General features: G+C 73.9%; 14 protein-coding genes. 9 read left to right on the top strand and 5 right to left on the bottom strand.

Translation table 11 applies throughout. From position 1 onward, the window contains the following. Positions 1-124: 124 nt before the first annotated feature. Complete coding sequence (locus ACZ6Z8_RS05295; protein WP_465606551.1) at positions 125-859, top strand: exonuclease domain-containing protein; 735 nt, start codon at positions 125-127, stop codon at positions 857-859. Next, the gene (locus tag ACZ6Z8_RS05290; RefSeq protein ID WP_465606549.1) at positions 856-1323 is read left to right on the top strand and encodes a GNAT family N-acetyltransferase; all 468 of its coding nucleotides are present in this window, start codon (positions 856-858) and stop codon (positions 1321-1323) included. The genes ACZ6Z8_RS05295 and ACZ6Z8_RS05290 overlap by 4 nt, the downstream gene beginning before the upstream one ends. Before the next feature lie 3 nt (positions 1324-1326). Here ACZ6Z8_RS05290 and ACZ6Z8_RS05285 read toward each other — a convergent pair whose 3' ends face one another. The 3 genes from ACZ6Z8_RS05285 to ACZ6Z8_RS05275 form a co-directional block, all read right to left on the bottom strand. Next, positions 1327-2136 (bottom strand): YwqG family protein, encoded by an 810-nt coding sequence (locus ACZ6Z8_RS05285; RefSeq protein WP_465606547.1) that lies wholly within the window; start codon positions 2134-2136, stop codon positions 1327-1329. 48 nt (positions 2137-2184) lie between these two features. Continuing rightward, positions 2185-3258, bottom strand: a complete 1074-nt coding sequence (locus ACZ6Z8_RS05280) for a polysaccharide deacetylase family protein (protein ID WP_465606545.1) — start codon at positions 3256-3258, stop codon at positions 2185-2187. A 171-nt stretch (positions 3259-3429) separates the two neighbouring features. After that, positions 3430-4323 (bottom strand): phosphotransferase enzyme family protein, encoded by an 894-nt coding sequence (locus ACZ6Z8_RS05275; RefSeq protein WP_465606543.1) that lies wholly within the window; start codon positions 4321-4323, stop codon positions 3430-3432. Positions 4324-4769: 446 nt separating this feature from the next. Between ACZ6Z8_RS05275 and ACZ6Z8_RS05270 the strand changes: the two genes are divergently transcribed. The 3 genes from ACZ6Z8_RS05270 to ACZ6Z8_RS05260 all read left to right on the top strand — a co-directional run bounded on the left by ACZ6Z8_RS05270 (position 4770) and on the right by ACZ6Z8_RS05260 (position 9436). Continuing rightward, complete coding sequence (locus tag ACZ6Z8_RS05270; RefSeq protein WP_465606541.1) at positions 4770-6980, top strand: MMPL family transporter; 2211 nt, start codon at positions 4770-4772, stop codon at positions 6978-6980. A 324-nt stretch (positions 6981-7304) separates the two neighbouring features. Then, positions 7305-7511, top strand: coding sequence for a cold-shock protein (locus ACZ6Z8_RS05265; RefSeq protein ID WP_465580988.1), 207 nt, complete (start codon positions 7305-7307; stop codon positions 7509-7511). Positions 7512-7681: 170 nt separating this feature from the next. Next, positions 7682-9436 carry a DEAD/DEAH box helicase gene (locus ACZ6Z8_RS05260; protein ID WP_465606539.1) on the top strand — a complete coding sequence of 585 codons (1755 nt, stop codon included), beginning with the start codon at positions 7682-7684 and terminating at the stop codon, positions 9434-9436. Positions 9437-9683: 247 nt separating this feature from the next. Here ACZ6Z8_RS05260 and ACZ6Z8_RS05255 read toward each other — a convergent pair whose 3' ends face one another. Beyond that, positions 9684-10532 (bottom strand): helix-turn-helix transcriptional regulator, encoded by an 849-nt coding sequence (locus tag ACZ6Z8_RS05255; protein ID WP_465606538.1) that lies wholly within the window; start codon positions 10530-10532, stop codon positions 9684-9686. 112 nt (positions 10533-10644) lie between these two features. Between ACZ6Z8_RS05255 and ACZ6Z8_RS05250 the strand changes: the two genes are divergently transcribed. From ACZ6Z8_RS05250 to ACZ6Z8_RS05235, 4 genes are all read left to right on the top strand, one after another. Beyond that, a complete protein-coding gene (locus ACZ6Z8_RS05250; protein WP_465606536.1) occupies positions 10645-11661 on the top strand; it encodes a hypothetical protein in 1017 nt (338 codons plus the stop codon). A 245-nt stretch (positions 11662-11906) separates the two neighbouring features. Beyond that, positions 11907-12665 (top strand): ricin-type beta-trefoil lectin domain protein, encoded by a 759-nt coding sequence (locus ACZ6Z8_RS05245; protein WP_465606534.1) that lies wholly within the window; start codon positions 11907-11909, stop codon positions 12663-12665. Positions 12666-12820: 155 nt separating this feature from the next. Further along, positions 12821-13042, top strand: coding sequence for a type II toxin-antitoxin system VapB family antitoxin (locus ACZ6Z8_RS05240; RefSeq protein WP_465606532.1), 222 nt, complete (start codon positions 12821-12823; stop codon positions 13040-13042). Further along, positions 13039-13449: a PIN domain-containing protein gene (locus ACZ6Z8_RS05235; protein WP_465606530.1), complete on the top strand. Its 411-nt coding sequence runs from the start codon at positions 13039-13041 to the stop codon at positions 13447-13449. Before ACZ6Z8_RS05240 ends, ACZ6Z8_RS05235 begins: the two co-directional genes overlap by 4 nt. A gap of 4 nt (positions 13450-13453) precedes the next feature. Here the strand turns inward: ACZ6Z8_RS05235 and ACZ6Z8_RS05230 are convergent, their stop codons facing one another. Then, positions 13454-14194, bottom strand: a complete 741-nt coding sequence (locus tag ACZ6Z8_RS05230) for a sirohydrochlorin chelatase (RefSeq protein WP_465606528.1) — start codon at positions 14192-14194, stop codon at positions 13454-13456. Positions 14195-14199: the final 5 nt, after the last annotated feature.

Genomic DNA, 14199 nt, shown 5'->3' with positions numbered 1-14199 from the left:
CCGTTCGGATCCGAGGAACCGCCCAGGGCGGCGGGGCCCGTGACCGGCTGCCCGGGCGGTCGGGTTGTCGGTGGGGCGGGTGATGATGGGGGCTGTTTCGCTGGAGGACGGAAGGACACACCTGATGAGCTGGTGGCAGCAGCCACTGGTCGGCTTCGACCTGGAGACCACGGGCACCGACCCGGCCGTGGACCGCATCGTCACGGCCGCGCTCGTGGACACGGTCGGCGCCGTCCGGGTGGAGGCCGCCAACTGGCTGCTCGATCCCGGGGTTCCGATCCCCGCGGAGGCGGAGGCGATCCACGGGATCGGGGACGCGACGGCGCGCAGCAGGGGACGGCAGGCCAAGGAGGCGGTGGAGGAGATAGCCGCGGCGCTGTGCGCGCGGATCGCGGACGGGCGGCCGGTGGTGGCGTTCAACGCGCCGTTCGACCTCTCGCTGCTCGACGCCGAGCTACGCCGGTACGGGCTGCCGACGCTCGCCGAGCGCCTCGGCGGACCGGTCGGGCCGGTGCTGGACGCGCTGGTCATCGACCGGGCCGTGGACAAGTACCGCAAGGGCTCACGCACCCTGCAGCGGGTGTGCGAGGTGTACGGGGTGGAGCTGACGGACGCCCACGAGGCGGGCAGCGACGCGCTGGCCGCCGTACGGGTCGCCGTCGCGCTGGCCGCGCGCTACCCGGTCGAGGTGGGGGAGGTGGCGCCGGCCGACCTGCACGCGCGGCAGATCGGCTGGTACCGGGAGTGGGCCGAGGGCCTCCAGGCCTGGCTGCGCCGCGGCAAGGACCCGCTGGCGGTGGTGGATCCGCGCTGGCCCTCCAGGCCGACGGACCAGGAGCTGCCGGGGCCGGCCCGGTGACGACGGCCGTACGCCCGGCCCGCCCCGAGGACCTGCCCGGCTTCCTCGCCCTCGCCGCCGAGGTCGAGCACTGGTTCGGCCCGATGGTGGCCGAACCCGGCTTCCACCGCGCGGTGGAGAAGTCCGTCGGCCGGGGGCGCGCGCTCGTGGCGGAGGACGACCGGGGCCTGCTCGGCGGCCTGCTGTTCGGCGGCGAGCCCCCGCTGCACCACCTGCACTGGCTGGTGGTGGCCGAGCGCGCCCGAGGTACGGGCGTCGGCCGGGCACTGGTGGAGGACGTGCTGCGCCGGCACGTCCGGGCCCCGGCCACGGTCGAGGTGGTCACCTTCGGCCCGGACCACCCCGGCGCGGTGACCGGCGGCGCCCGGGTGTTCTACGAACGGCTGGGCTTCACGCCGGCCGAGGCCGCCGGGCCCGGACCGGAGGGCGGCTCCCGCCAGGTCTACCGGCTGCGGCTGGGCTGAGTCTCAGCCCTGGATGTCCAGCCCCACCGGGTGCGCCGGGTCCACCGGGCAGACGAACACGTGGAGTTCGCCGTACCGCCCCAGCGAGAGGTCCGGGGCGTCGCCGCTCGCCGCCGTCAGCAGGAGCGTCATCCGCGCCCCGCACCGCGCGCAGTCGACCGGGATCAGGTCGGTGCAGTGCCAGGACGGCCAGCCGCCCAGCTTCCAGCCGTCGGCCCGGCCGTGGTCGCGCTCGTACCCGATGCCCCGCCGTTCGGCGAACTCGGCGACGGCGCGGGCGAGTTCCTCGGGCAGCTCATCCCGGTCGGGCAGGTCGAGGAGCTGTTCGGGGCGCAGCGCGCACGGCTGCGGCAGGTACTCCTCCTCGCTGCGCCGGGGCGGCGGGGGCGTGGCGGGGGAGAGCTCCGCGCCGCTCTGCCAGTGGAGTTCGACGGCGGGGCCGTAGTAGTAGCGCTCGCCCTGGATGTCGTCGTGGTCGTTGGGGCACCAGAGCACCTGGAGCAGGTCGGTGCCGGCCGGCCAGGGCAGGTGCGGCGCGTCCTCGGCGCGGATCCGGGCGAGCGGGACCAGGGCCACCGGGACGACCGGGGGCCTGGGGGCGCTGCGGGGGAGCAGGTGCTCGTCCTCCGGGTGCCTGGCGGTGCAGTGCGGCCAGGGCGCGCCGGCCGGCCACAGTGCCGGGCCGCCGATGCCGCTCGCCCCCGGCGCGGGTCGCGCGGCGTACGGGTGCAGCAGGGTGGCGGGCCGCAGGTAGTGGGCGAGCCCGGGGACGGCGGCGACGAGTTCGGCGGGGCTGGGCGCGGTGTCGGTCACGGCGGCCCAGCCTACGACCGGTCGCCGCCGGTCGCGGAACCAACTCCCTTATGCGGCGGGGAGGTCGAAGGTGTACCCCTGGGCGACGAGCCAGGGCAGCAGCTGCTTGAGCGCGGCCACGGTCTGGCTGCGGTCGCCGCCGCCGTCGTGCATCAGGATCACGCCGCCGGGCTTGAGCTGGTGCTGAACGGTGGAGACGATGGCGGGCACGCCGGGGCGGGACCAGTCGCGCGGGTCGACGGACCAGCCGAGGGAGGACATCCCGAGTCCGGCCGCGATGTGTTCGTTGTCGGCGTTGAAGCCGCCGCCCGGTGCGCGGAACCAGCTGACCTCGGTGCCGGGCCCGCCGGCCTTGACGATCATGTCGTGGGCGGCACCGACCTCGTACACCGCCTTGTCGTGGGAGAGCTTCTCGAACGGCTGGGGGTGGTGGACGCTGTGGTCGCAGAGCCGGTGGCCCTCGGCCAGCACCCGCTTGACCAGGGCCGGGTTGGCGGCGGCGTTCTGGCCGACCTCGCAGAAGGTGGCCTTGACGTGGTACTGGGCGAGCAGGTCGAGGATCTGGCCGGTGGCCGGGCCGGGGCCGTCGTCGAAGGTGAGGGCGACGGTGCGTCCGCCGGAGGCGGTGGAGCCGATCACCTTGGCCGGCTGGCCGGGGTGGGTGGGCGGCGCCGCGGGAGTGCCGGACACCGCGGGAGTGGACGCTGCGGCGGGAGTGGGTGCGGCGGGAGTGGACGGTGCGGCGGGAGTGGAGGACGCGGCGACGGTGGAGGCGGCCGGCGTGCCGGGCGTGCGCGGCTTCGCGGTGGCCGGCGGGGCGGCCGGGTCGGTGGCGGCGTCCGAGCCGGGGGCGGGCGCGATGGTGGTGGCCGCCGTGCCGGTCGGCGTCCGCTCCTGCGGGGAGGCGGTGCCGGGGGAGGCCGCGCCGGTGGCCGGCTGCAGCGCCCCGCCGGCGGTGCCGCACGCGGACAGGCCCAGGACGGCGGCCACCGCGACGCAGCCCGCGATCAGCCGACTGCGTCCGGCGGACGGACGGGCCGGGCGATCCGGACGACCCGGACGTGCCGACTGTGCAGGACGGGTGGTCGGGAGGGAGGGGCGGCGGGCGGCGTTCCGGTGCATGGCGGCGGCTCCTGAGGGACGAGAGGGGTGCCGATCCATCGGTCAGGATGACTGTGCGACAGGACGCCGATCGTACGTGCCCCGGTTGCGCGCCGGACCGATCGGGCCTAAGAGGCTTCTCACACCCGACCGGGTTGGCGTCCGCCGCTCAGAAGGAGTACCCGGGCACCGTCAGAACGGGTACCACCGCACCTCGGTGGCCCCCTCGCGGAGCGAGGCCACCCGGCGGCGGAACTCGGCCAGCGCCGCCGGGTTCCCGGCCGCCTGCTGGGCGACCCAGGACGCGCTGGCGGTCTCCCGGGCCCCGCGCAGCACCGCGAAACCGGGCCAGTCCCGCACGTCCCAGCCGTAGGCCTCGGTGAACGCCCGGTACTCCTCGCCGGGCACGCCGTAGCGGTCGTGGCTGAGCGCGAGGACCACCAGGTCGTGCTCGCGCAGGTCGTGCGAGACGTTCTCCAGGTCGAGCAGCACCGGCCCGTCCGGGCCGACGTGGACGTTGCGGGGCAGCGCGTCACCGTGGATCACCCCGGGGTGCAGCCGCGGCACGAGGTCGGGCAGGGCGGCCTCGAAGGCCTCCCGCCGGCGGCGCAGGAAGTCGACGTCCGCCGGGTCGACCTGGCCCTCGGCGGAGGCCAGCCAGCGCTCGACCGGCGCCAGCAGGTCGCGGTGGCCGAGCGGGAAGGGCGGCAGCGGCAGCCGGTGCAGGGCGCGCAGCAGCGGGGCGAGGTCGGCCGGGCGGGCCGGGCGGACGGCGGGGGCGAGCCGGTGCCAGAAGGTGACCGGGTGGCCGTCGGCCAGCTGCGGTTCGGCCGGCACCGCCTCGTACGGGCGGACCACCGGGACGTCCTGCCCGGCCAGCCAGTGCGCGACGGCCAGTTCGCGGTGCGCCCGTTCGTACAGTTCGGGGCCGCGGCCGACCTTGGCGACCACGGCCGGGTCGCCGAGGTCGAAGACGGCGTTCTCGCCGAGCGCGAGCAGCCGGGCGCCGACCGGGGCGGGCAGTCCGGCGGACTCGCAGGCGTGGGCGAGCAGCAGCCGGGCGCGGCCCTCGTCGAAGGGGATCATGGCTGGGCTCCGTTCCGCCGTCGTCCGTCCGGGGGGCTCCGGACGGAGATCATCATGACGCACGGGTGGCACACGGGGGCCGGGCCCCGCGGCCGCGCCGGCCCCGGTGTCGGGGTCTTCCCTACCCGGCGACCCTGACGACTCCTCCTCGGAGGTAGGGGGCGGACTCCACCCTGAGGGGGAGAAGACTCCACCCGGAGCACGAGGTCAACGGAGGTCCGGCCGGGAGACACTGGGTCGGGGCCGTTCGGGGCGGCCCGCAACGGGGGTTGGACAACGGGGGCTTCCTTGCCGTGAGGCAAGCACGTGCTCGCTGGATGACGCCCAGACCCACTTACCTGCCGACCGGTCAGGGAGCGCCAGCGCGCGTCTCCCGCCGGTCCTGCCGTCGCCCAGCGTCCCGTCCCCCAAGGGCTGCGGTGAACCATGCCCAGGAGGCATCGAGCATGTTCCACCGACTAGGACACTTCGTCGTCCGTCGCGCCTGGTGGGTGATCGCGGCGTGGCTCGTCGCGATGATCGCCATCTTCGCTTCGGCGCCCAAGGTCAGCTCCCAGGCGGACGAGGCGTCGTTCCTGCCCAGGCACTACGAGTCCATCCAGGCCGCGGAGCTGCAGTCGCGGGCCTTCCCGTCCGCCTTCACGCCGGACGCCCTCGCCCTGTTCGAGCGCAACGACGGCGCCGTCTTCACCGAGGGTGACAAGTCCGCGATAGACAAGCTGGTCCAGGACCTGTCGGCCAAGAAGATCGACGGCGTGGTGAAGATCATCCCGCCGACCAAGGACATGGGCTACTCGCAGGACCAGAAGTACGGAATGGCCCTGGTCTCCATCGACAAGGCCAAGCAGCAGGACCAGAACCTGATCTCGGACGTCGCCAAGGCACTGCGCGACGACGGCAAGGCACTGGCCACCGGCACCGACCTGAAGTTCCAGCTGGGCGGCTCCGCCGCGCAGGCCCTGGACCAGAAGGAAGCCTCCGGCTCGGCCGAGGGCATCATCACCATGGCCACCCTGCTGCTGGTCATCGTGATCGTCGGCATCATCTTCCGCAGCGTCCTGGCCGGCCTGCTGCCGATCGTGGTCTCGCTGATCATCGGACTCCCCACCTCCATGGGGCTGATCAACTACGCCACCAAGGCCTTCGACCTCAAGAGCACACCGATCCTGATGGCGATCCTCATCGTCGTCGTGCTCGGCGTCGGCACCGACTACTTCCTCTTCCTCGCCTTCCGCTACCGCGAGCGGCTGCGGGCCGGTGACGACCGCAAGGAGGCCGTGGCCAACGCCGTCGGCCGGGTCGGCGAGGCGATCGCCTCCGCGGCCGGCGCCGTCACCATCGCCTTCGCCGCGCTGATCCTCTCCAGCCTCGGCATGTTCCAGGCCCTCGGCCCGGCGCTGGCCATCGCGGTCGTCGTCACCGCCCTGGCCTCCGTCACCCTGGCCCCGGCGCTGCTCGCCGTCATCCCCGCCCGGGCCGTCTTCTGGCCCGGCAAGAAGTGGATGCGCGAGCCCAGCGACGCGCGCTTCACCGCGATCGGCCGGACCGTCCAGAAGCGCCCGGCGCTCACCGCCATCGCCTCCGGCGGTGTGCTGGTCGCCCTGACCTTCGGCGCCCTGAGCTACAACGGCCTGTTCGACATGGCCGGCAGCTCGATGCCCAAGACCGCGGAGTCGATGGTCGTCCAGGACACCATGTCCACCGCCTACTCCAAGGGCGCGGCCGACCCGAGCCAGGTCTACCTGAGCAGCACCGACGGCAAGAAGCTCGACCCGGCCTCCTTCAAGGCCTACGGGGACAAGCTCCAGGGCGTCCCCGGCGTCGCCCAGGTGATCCTGCCCAGCCCCGCCGCCGAGGGCCAGAGCAAGACCGTCAGCGCCGACGGCACCACCGCGCAGTTCACCGTGATGCTCAAGGACGAACCCTCCAGCAACGCGGCCATCGACACCGTCACCGAGCTGCGCACCGTCGCCCACGCGCAGGCCCCGGCCGGCACCGAGGCCAAGGTCGCCGGCCTGACCTCGGTGTTCAAGGACATCAACCTGGCGATGACCCACGACTACAAGCTGGTCTTCCCGATCGCCGGGCTGCTCATCCTGCTCATCCTGGCGCTCCAGCTGCGCAGCGTGGTCGCCCCCTGGTACCTGATGGCCTCGGTCGGCCTCGGCTTCGGCGCCACCCTCGGTGCCACCACGCTGCTCTTCCAGAAGATCGGCCACGAGACCGGCCTGATGTTCATGATGCCGATCCTGATCTACCTCTTCGTGGTGGCGATCGGGACGGACTACAACATCCTGATCATCGCCCGTCTGCGCGAGGAGGCCCGCGCGGGCCGCTCCCCGCGCGAGGCGGCCCGGGAGGCGCTGCGTCACGGCGGCCCGACCGTCGCGGCGGCCGGCTTCATCCTGGCGGCCTCGTTCGGCACCTTCATGCTCGCCGGCAACACCTTCATGCTGGAGTTCGGCTTCGCGATGGCCTTCGGCATCGTGCTGGCGGCCTTCGTGATGGCGATGTTCTTCACCCCGGCGCTCACCGCGCTGATCGGCAACAAGGCCTGGTGGCCCGGCCACGGCGCGGACGCCCGTCCGGGCCACGGCGGGGGCCCGGCCCCGCGGGTCGGCACCACGATGCCGCCGGAGCCGGTCGGCCGGCACTGACCGACGTCCGGCCGTTTCCGATCGAGGTCTGAACGGCGGGCGAACACCAGGCGGCGCCCCGCTCCGGCGGGGCGCCGCTCCCCGTTTTCCGGGGGCGGCAAACGTGATCTGCCAGGCACAAAAGTCCCCGGTCAGTCGGGGTGCGACCGTGCTACAGTCGAAGCAGTTGCAGTTTTGGTTCCCATGAACGTGTGTGTGCGCCTGCTGGTACCAACCAACAGGCGCATTTGTTTTGTCCGGTGTTTCAGTCTCCGGATGGGGATCGCGGCTACTTGGGGATTCACGAGGTGTGGATCCCTGATGCCCCAAGAGGAGGAGACGGTTATGGCTACCGGCACCGTGAAGTGGTTCAACAGCGAAAAGGGCTTCGGCTTCATCGAGCAGGACGGCGGCGGCCCGGACGTCTTCGCCCACTACTCGAACATCGTCGCCCAGGGCTTCCGTGAGCTCGTCGAGGGTCAGCGCGTCGAGTTCGACGTCACCCAGGGCCAGAAGGGCCCGCAGGGCGAGAACATCCAGATCATCGGCTGACGTCAGCCTCCACGCTGACGCGCGATCGACTGTGATCTCGTGAAGCGGGGGCCCGTACCGCTCGACGGTGCGGGCCCTCGTTCATGCCGCCGTACGGCCGGGGCGGCGCACTACCGACGACGGCCGACCAGTCCGCGACCGCGGGCTGCCGACCGACGGACGGAGACCCCGTGACCACCCCTGCCCGCACGCCCCGCGACCGTGGCGACCGCAGCACCGACCGCACCGCTGACCGCTCCGCCGCCCGTACGGGCGAGCAGGGCCGCACCGGCCGCCCGCGCCGCAGCGGGGACGCCCCGGAGCGCGCCCGCCGCAGCGGCGGCGAAGGCGCCGACCGCGCCGCCCGCAAGCCGCGCAACCGCGCCGGCGCCCCCAAGACCGGCCGCACCGCCGTCCCGGAGCCCGCCGACTTCACCGTCGTCGAAGGCACCCCGGCCCGGCCGCCGGCGGCCTCCTTCGGCGAGCTCGACCTGCCCAAGGCGATCCTCTCCGCGCTCACCCGCGAGGGCGTCACCGAGCCGTTCCCGATCCAGGCCGCCACCCTGCCCGACTCGATCGCCGGGCGCGACGTCCTCGGCCGCGGCCGCACCGGCTCCGGCAAGACCCTGGCCTTCGGCCTGCCGCTGCTCGCCCGCACCGCCGGTCGCCGGGCCGACGCCCGGCACCCGCTGGCGCTCGTCCTGGTGCCCACCCGCGAGCTCGCCCAGCAGGTCACCGAGGCGCTCACCCCGTACGCCACCGCCGTCAACCTGCGGATCACCACCGTCGTCGGCGGCATGGGCATCGGGCGGCAGGCCAACGCGGTGCGCCGCGGCACCGAGGTGCTGGTCGCCACCCCCGGCCGCCTGGACGACCTGATCGGGCGCGGTGACGTCAACCTGTCGGACGTCGCCATCACGGTCCTCGACGAGGCCGACCAGATGGCCGACATGGGCTTCCTCCCGCAGGTCAGCAAGCTGCTGGAGCAGGTCGCCGAGGGCGGCCAGCGGATGCTGTTCTCCGCCACCCTGGACCGCAACGTCGACCGGCTGGTCAAGCGCTTCCTGACCGACCCGGTCACCCACTCGGTCGACCCCTCGGCCGGCGCGGTCACCACCATGGACCACCACGTCCTGCAGCTGGAGCCCGCCGACAAGCCCTCCGCCACCGCCCACATCGCCTCCCGCGACGGGCGCGTGATCATGTTCGTGCACACCAAGCACGGCGCCGACCGGCTCGCCAAGCAGCTGCGCGCCACCGGCGTGATGGCCGCCGCGCTGCACGGCGGCAAGTCCCAGCCGCAGCGCAACCGGGTCCTCGACCAGTTCCGCGGCGGCGAGGTCACCGCGCTGATCGCCACCAACGTCGCCGCCCGCGGTATCCACATCGACGGCCTCGACCTGGTCGTCAACGTCGACCCGCCGATCGACCACAAGGACTACCTGCACCGCGGCGGCCGCACCGCCCGCGCCGGCGAGTCCGGTACGGTCGTCACCCTCGTGCTGCCCGAGCAGCGCCGCGAGGTCAACCGGCTGATGACGGTCGCCGGGATCCGCCCCACCGTGACCAAGATCCGCCCCGGCGACGCCGACCTGGCCCGGATCACCGGCGCCCGCACCCCCAGCGGTGTCCCGGTCGCCCTGGCCGTCCCGGCCGCCGCCCAGCCCGCGGCCCCGGCCGCCTCCGCCGACGGCAAGGGCGCCGACGGCAAGTCCGGCAACCCGCGCCGCCGCCCCGGCAAGCGCTCCGGGCTGCCCACCGACGTCGACATGAACGGCAACCCGCGCCGCCCGCGCCCCAAGCAGCGCCTTGGCGCCGCCGGCCAGGGCGAGCGGCCGCAGGCCGCCGGGTTCATCGGGCGCTCCTCGGGCCGGGCCCGGCCGGGCAGCGGCTCCAAGTCCGGTGCCAACTACGGCACCGGGCGCCAGCGCCGCAAGTTCGACTGACGGGCGTACCCGGACCGGGTCCGGCCGGGTTCCGTCGAGTTCCGCTGAACGGGCTCCGCGACCTCCCCCGCCGAGGGGAGCGCGGGGCCCGTTCCGCGTTTCCGGACGTGCCGGCCTCTCCGCGGCCCCCACATCCGTCGCGGGTGCCGCCCACCGGAAGTGGCAACCTGCCTACCTGACCCGTCGTCACATCCGGCCTGCCGCCCGGTACTCGCGCCGGGCGGCAGGCCCGCCTCGGGTCGGCCGGCTACACCGCGGCGGGCGTCGGGGCCAGCCGGCGCAACCGCTCCCCCGTCTCCGCGTCACGCGGCGACATCACGATCAGCTGCAGCCCCTCCGCCGCCAGCAGCACGTGCTGGTCGATCCGCAGCACGCCCAACTCCTCGTGCCGGAGCACCTTCTCGGCCCCGGAACGCTCCGCGACCTGGTGCTCGTCCAGCCAGCGGTCCGCCTCCGGGTGCTCGCCCCGCACGTGCTGGATCATCCGGCCCAGGTGCCGGCCCACCGCCGTCGCCTCCCCGCCGCGCTCCGCGTACGCCGCCCGCAGCTGGGCCAGGAAGCGGCGGGCGTGCTGCTCCCAGTGCTCCACCCGGCGGCGGTGCACCGCGTTGCCGAACACCACCCAGGCCAGGTTGCACTCCTGCGGCGGCCGCCCGGACAGTTCGAACAGCGCGTCCGCGCCCGGATTCCAGGCCCGCAGGTCCCAGTTGGCGTCCATCACCCAGGCCGGCGCCGGCCACTGCGCGTGCATCAGCCGCAGCAGCGGCGCCGGCACCTCCGCGGGCGCGCCCACCTCCCCGTCCAGCGGATGGCTGCCCGCCAGCCGGAACAGGTAGGCCGTCTCCGCCCGGTCCAGCCGCAGCGTCCGGGCCAGGCTCGCCAGCACCTCCGGCGACGGATGGATGTCCCGCCCCTGCTCCAGCCACGTGTACCAGGTCACCCCCACCCCGGCCAGCAGCGCCAACTCCTCCCGCCGCAGCCCCGGCGTGCGCCGCCGGACCCCCGGCGCCAGACCCACGTCCTGCGGCGTCAACCGGGCCCGGCGGCTGCGCAGGAAGCCCGACAACTCCGTGCGGCGCTCCTCCGACTCGTCCATGTCCCCCCCGTCCTTCCTGGTGGTCGAACTACCAGTATCCCCACGCACTGCTGCGACCCCGGCCTGAGCGGCAGGCTTGATCACGACAACGCAGGCCAGCTCCGAGGTAATCATGATGATCCGTCAGAACAGCACCGTCCGCCGCGCCGTGGTCGCCCTCGCGGCCGCCGCCCTGCTCGGCACCGCCGGTACGCTACCCGCCGCCGCGGCCACCCACTGCCCGGCCCCCGCCGTGATCACCGGCCATGCCCCCACCCTGGTGCCCGAGAGCGTCACCTGGGACCAGGCCCAGCACCGCTTCCTGGTCGGCTCGATGCGGCACGGCACCGTCTCCGCCGTCGGCCTCGACGGCAGCGTCCGCACCCTGATCGACGACCCCGGCACCCTGACCGAGATCGCCGGTCTGCGGATCGACCAGGCCCACCGCCGCATCCTGGTCACCAACCTCGACAACGGCATCGGCGAGCGCTCCACCCCCGCCACCCTCGGTCGGCTCGCCGGCATCGCCGCCTACGACCTCGACACCGGCCGCCGCCTCTACTACACCGACCTCGCCGCCGTCGCCGGCGACGGCGGCAGCCACCTCGCCAACGACATCGCCGTCGCCCCCGACGGCATCGCCTACGTCACCGACTCCTTCGCCCCCGTCGTCTACCGGGTCGACCCGGACGGCACCGGCTCCGTCCTGCTGCGCGACGACCGCCTCACCCCCGCCCCCGGCACCTACGGGCTCAACGGCATCGTCTACCGGGAGGGCCACCTGATCCTCGGCAAGTGGGACGACGGCACTCTGTGGCAGCTCCCCCTGCGGAACCCGGCCGGGCTGCGCCCGGTCCGGATCGCCGACGGCGGCGCCCTGCTCCACCTCGACGGCATCGCCGCCCGCCCCGACGGGACCATCGCGGGCGTCACCAACGCCTTCTTCGGCGCCGGCCGGGACGCCGAGGTCGAACTGCGCTCCGACGACCACTGGCGCACGGCCCGGCTCACCGCCGTGCGCCCCTCCGCGGACGCCACCCCCACGGCCGTCACCACCGGCCCCGCCGGCGCCCTCTACCAGCTCTCCGGCGGCCTCGCCGACGCCAACGCCGGCCACCCGGGGGACGCCTTCACCCTGCGCCGGGTCTGACCGGGGCTGCCGGGCCGTACGCGATCCGGCCGGATCGGCGGTCGGCCCGGCCTGCCGGGGCCCTTCCCGTCCCGTGGCGCACACCTGCGCTCCGTGGACGGACCGGTGGCGTGATCTCCGTCCTGCCCGTTGACCGCCGACCCGTCGTGCCCGAGGCTTCACGCGTCCCGCACAAATGTCGCACCGTCATCACGGATGCTCCACACGCGGGTTGACCGGTTCACCGCTCCCGGAAGGACCTTCCCATGCGCCGTACCGCCGCCGTGTTCGCCACCACCCTGCTCGCGGGAGCCGCCGCACTCACCGCACCGGCCGCCGGTGCCGCCGAGAGCACCGCCCAGGGCACCTCCTCCGCGCCGAGCACCCAGGCCCTGACGGCAGGGAACTGTTCCGTCACCAGAAGCGGCAACGGTTTCCTCGGCACCTGCTCGGGCATCGACCCGATGCAGACCTGGCGGGTGGCGGTCCAGTGCCAGAGCACCGGCAGCAACGGGATCCCCACCTACTACGGGATGAGCAGCGGCTGGGCCACCGGCAACACCAGCGCCGGCGCGGGGTGCTTCTGGCCGGCGATGCCGACCTTCGGCTGGATCGTGTCCGGCTCCCCGGTCCCGGCGGGCCCGGTCGGCCAGATCAGCGGCTACGTGAACAAGTGCGTGGACGTCCGCGACGGCAGCGCCGCGAACGGCACCCCCGTCCAGATCTGGGACTGCCTCGGCAACACCTCCCAGCAGTGGAAGATCGGCGCCGACGGCACCGTCCGAGCCCTCGGCAGGTGCCTGGACGTCCAGGGCGGCAACACGGGCAACGCCACCCGGGTGCAGATCTACGACTGCAACGGCACCGGAGCCCAGCAGTGGCAGCCCCGCCCCGACGGCTCGCTGCTCAACCCCCAGTCCGGCCGCTGCCTGGACGACCTGGGCTTCTCCACCACCAACGGCAACCAGCTGGGTATCTGGGACTGCAACGGCGCCGCCAACCAGAAGTGGAACCTCCCGGCCTGACCCGGACCCGCCCGCTACGGCGCGCACGGCTCCGGCCGCGCGCGCCGTCGGTGCTTCCGCGCGCCGCAGCCCAGACGGCCCGTACTCTCGCTCCGCCTTTGTTGGCGATGTACAATTCTATGTACATCAGCAACATCGGTCGACGGAGGTGCTGGATGTCCGTAACACAGATCGACATCGACGAAGAGGCGCTGGAGCGAGCGATGGCCCTTGCCGGCGTGCGGACCAAGAAGGAGGCAGTTAACCTCGCGCTGCGCTTCTACGCGGCGCAGCAGGAACGAGCCGCCCGCATCAGCAGGCATTTCGAGCGCGCCTCGCACTGGGGCGCAGTCGAGGATGCCGAGCGGCTGCACCGAGCCGAGAAGGACGTCCGGTGATCTATCTGCTCGACACCTCCGCGCTGGTGAGGCTGCTGCGCGAGCCGAAGCTTCAGGCGGCCTGGCACGACGCGATCGACGCGGAGTCGATCGCGTCGTGCTATCCGCAGCGTGCCGAGTTCCTCTACAGTGCGCGCGACGGTCGGGAGTACGACGAGATCTCCGAAATGTTCGCCGACCTCTACCCGGATGTCTCAGTGCCGAAGAACGCAGGGCGCTGGATCGACACGGTGCAACGGCGGATGGCGCTCGCCGGGCAACATCGCAGTGCTTCCGCAGTTGACCTCATGATCGCGGCGACGGCTGCACATCACGCACTCACGGTCCTCCATGACGATGCCGACTACCGCACGGTGGCGCGTCATGCCCCTGATCTCAGCGAGCACAGCATCCTGGACTGCGCCTGAGGCGTCATGACACCCAGGCTGTGAGCGCCGGGACCGTCGCCGCCGCCAGGCGGCCCTGGTCGTAGCGCTCTAGCAGCAGCGCCGCCAGCTCGGGTGCCGGGCCGAGGGGGTCGGCCAGGACGTCGGCGTCGGCGGCCGCCGCGGCGATGCGGTCCGGGAGCAGGCCCGGGGCGAGCAGGTAGGGGGCGACGGCGGTCCGCTCGGCACCTGCGGCGTGCAGGGCGGCGAGGGCGTCCGGCACGCGCGGCCCGGAGGCCGAGGCGTAGGCGACCTCGACGGCGGCCCAGCCGCGGGTGCGGCGCCACTCGGCGGCGACGGCGCGGGTGGCGGCGTCGGCGGCCGGGTCGGAGGAGCCGGCCGCCGCCAGCACCACGCCCGTACGGGCGCGGACGTCGGCCGAGTGGACGGCGAGTCCGGCCTCGGCGAGGCGGCGGTCCAGGGCGGCGAGCAGCCTCGGGGAGGGCCCCAGCACGTCGGCGACCGGCAGCCCGGCGCCCGCGGCGCGCAGCGCGGCCGGGATGTCGTGCTTGGCGTGGAAGGCCCGGTTCAGCAGCAGCGGCACCGCCACCGCGTCCGTCAGCCGGCCGACCACCTGGGGGATCCGCGGCGCGCAGTGGTCCAGGTAGGCGGTGGCGACCTCCAGGGCCGGCCGCTGGGCCCGCACCTGCTCGACCAGGGCGGCGACGGTCGCGGCGTGCCGCGGGTCGCGGCTGCCGTGGGCGATGAGCAGCAGGGCGGGCGTCATCAGGG

The organism is Kitasatospora sp. NPDC101108, assembly GCF_055584725.1.
Note: the sequence above shows the minus strand (reverse complement) of the source record. Positions and strands in the feature narration are given on the sequence as shown.

Excerpts from the sequence above, each read along its gene's own strand:
- ACZ6Z8_RS05245 (WP_465606534.1), top strand. The coding sequence starts at position 11,907 with ATGCGCCGTACCGCCGCCGTGTTCGCCACCACCCTGCTCGCGGGAGCC.
- ACZ6Z8_RS05265 (WP_465580988.1), top strand. The coding sequence starts at position 7,305 with ATGGCTACCGGCACCGTGAAGTGGTTCAACAGCGAAAAGGGCTTCGGC.
- ACZ6Z8_RS05255 (WP_465606538.1), bottom strand. The coding sequence starts at position 10,532 with ATGGACGAGTCGGAGGAGCGCCGCACGGAGTTGTCGGGCTTCCTGCGC.
- ACZ6Z8_RS05295 (WP_465606551.1), top strand. The coding sequence starts at position 125 with ATGAGCTGGTGGCAGCAGCCACTGGTCGGCTTCGACCTGGAGACCACG.
- ACZ6Z8_RS05250 (WP_465606536.1), top strand. The coding sequence starts at position 10,645 with ATGATGATCCGTCAGAACAGCACCGTCCGCCGCGCCGTGGTCGCCCTC.
- ACZ6Z8_RS05275 (WP_465606543.1), bottom strand. The coding sequence starts at position 4,323 with ATGATCCCCTTCGACGAGGGCCGCGCCCGGCTGCTGCTCGCCCACGCC.
- ACZ6Z8_RS05270 (WP_465606541.1), top strand. The coding sequence starts at position 4,770 with ATGTTCCACCGACTAGGACACTTCGTCGTCCGTCGCGCCTGGTGGGTG.
- ACZ6Z8_RS05280 (WP_465606545.1), bottom strand. The coding sequence starts at position 3,258 with ATGCACCGGAACGCCGCCCGCCGCCCCTCCCTCCCGACCACCCGTCCT.
- ACZ6Z8_RS05240 (WP_465606532.1), top strand. The coding sequence starts at position 12,821 with ATGTCCGTAACACAGATCGACATCGACGAAGAGGCGCTGGAGCGAGCG.
- ACZ6Z8_RS05230 (WP_465606528.1), bottom strand. The coding sequence starts at position 14,194 with ATGACGCCCGCCCTGCTGCTCATCGCCCACGGCAGCCGCGACCCGCGG.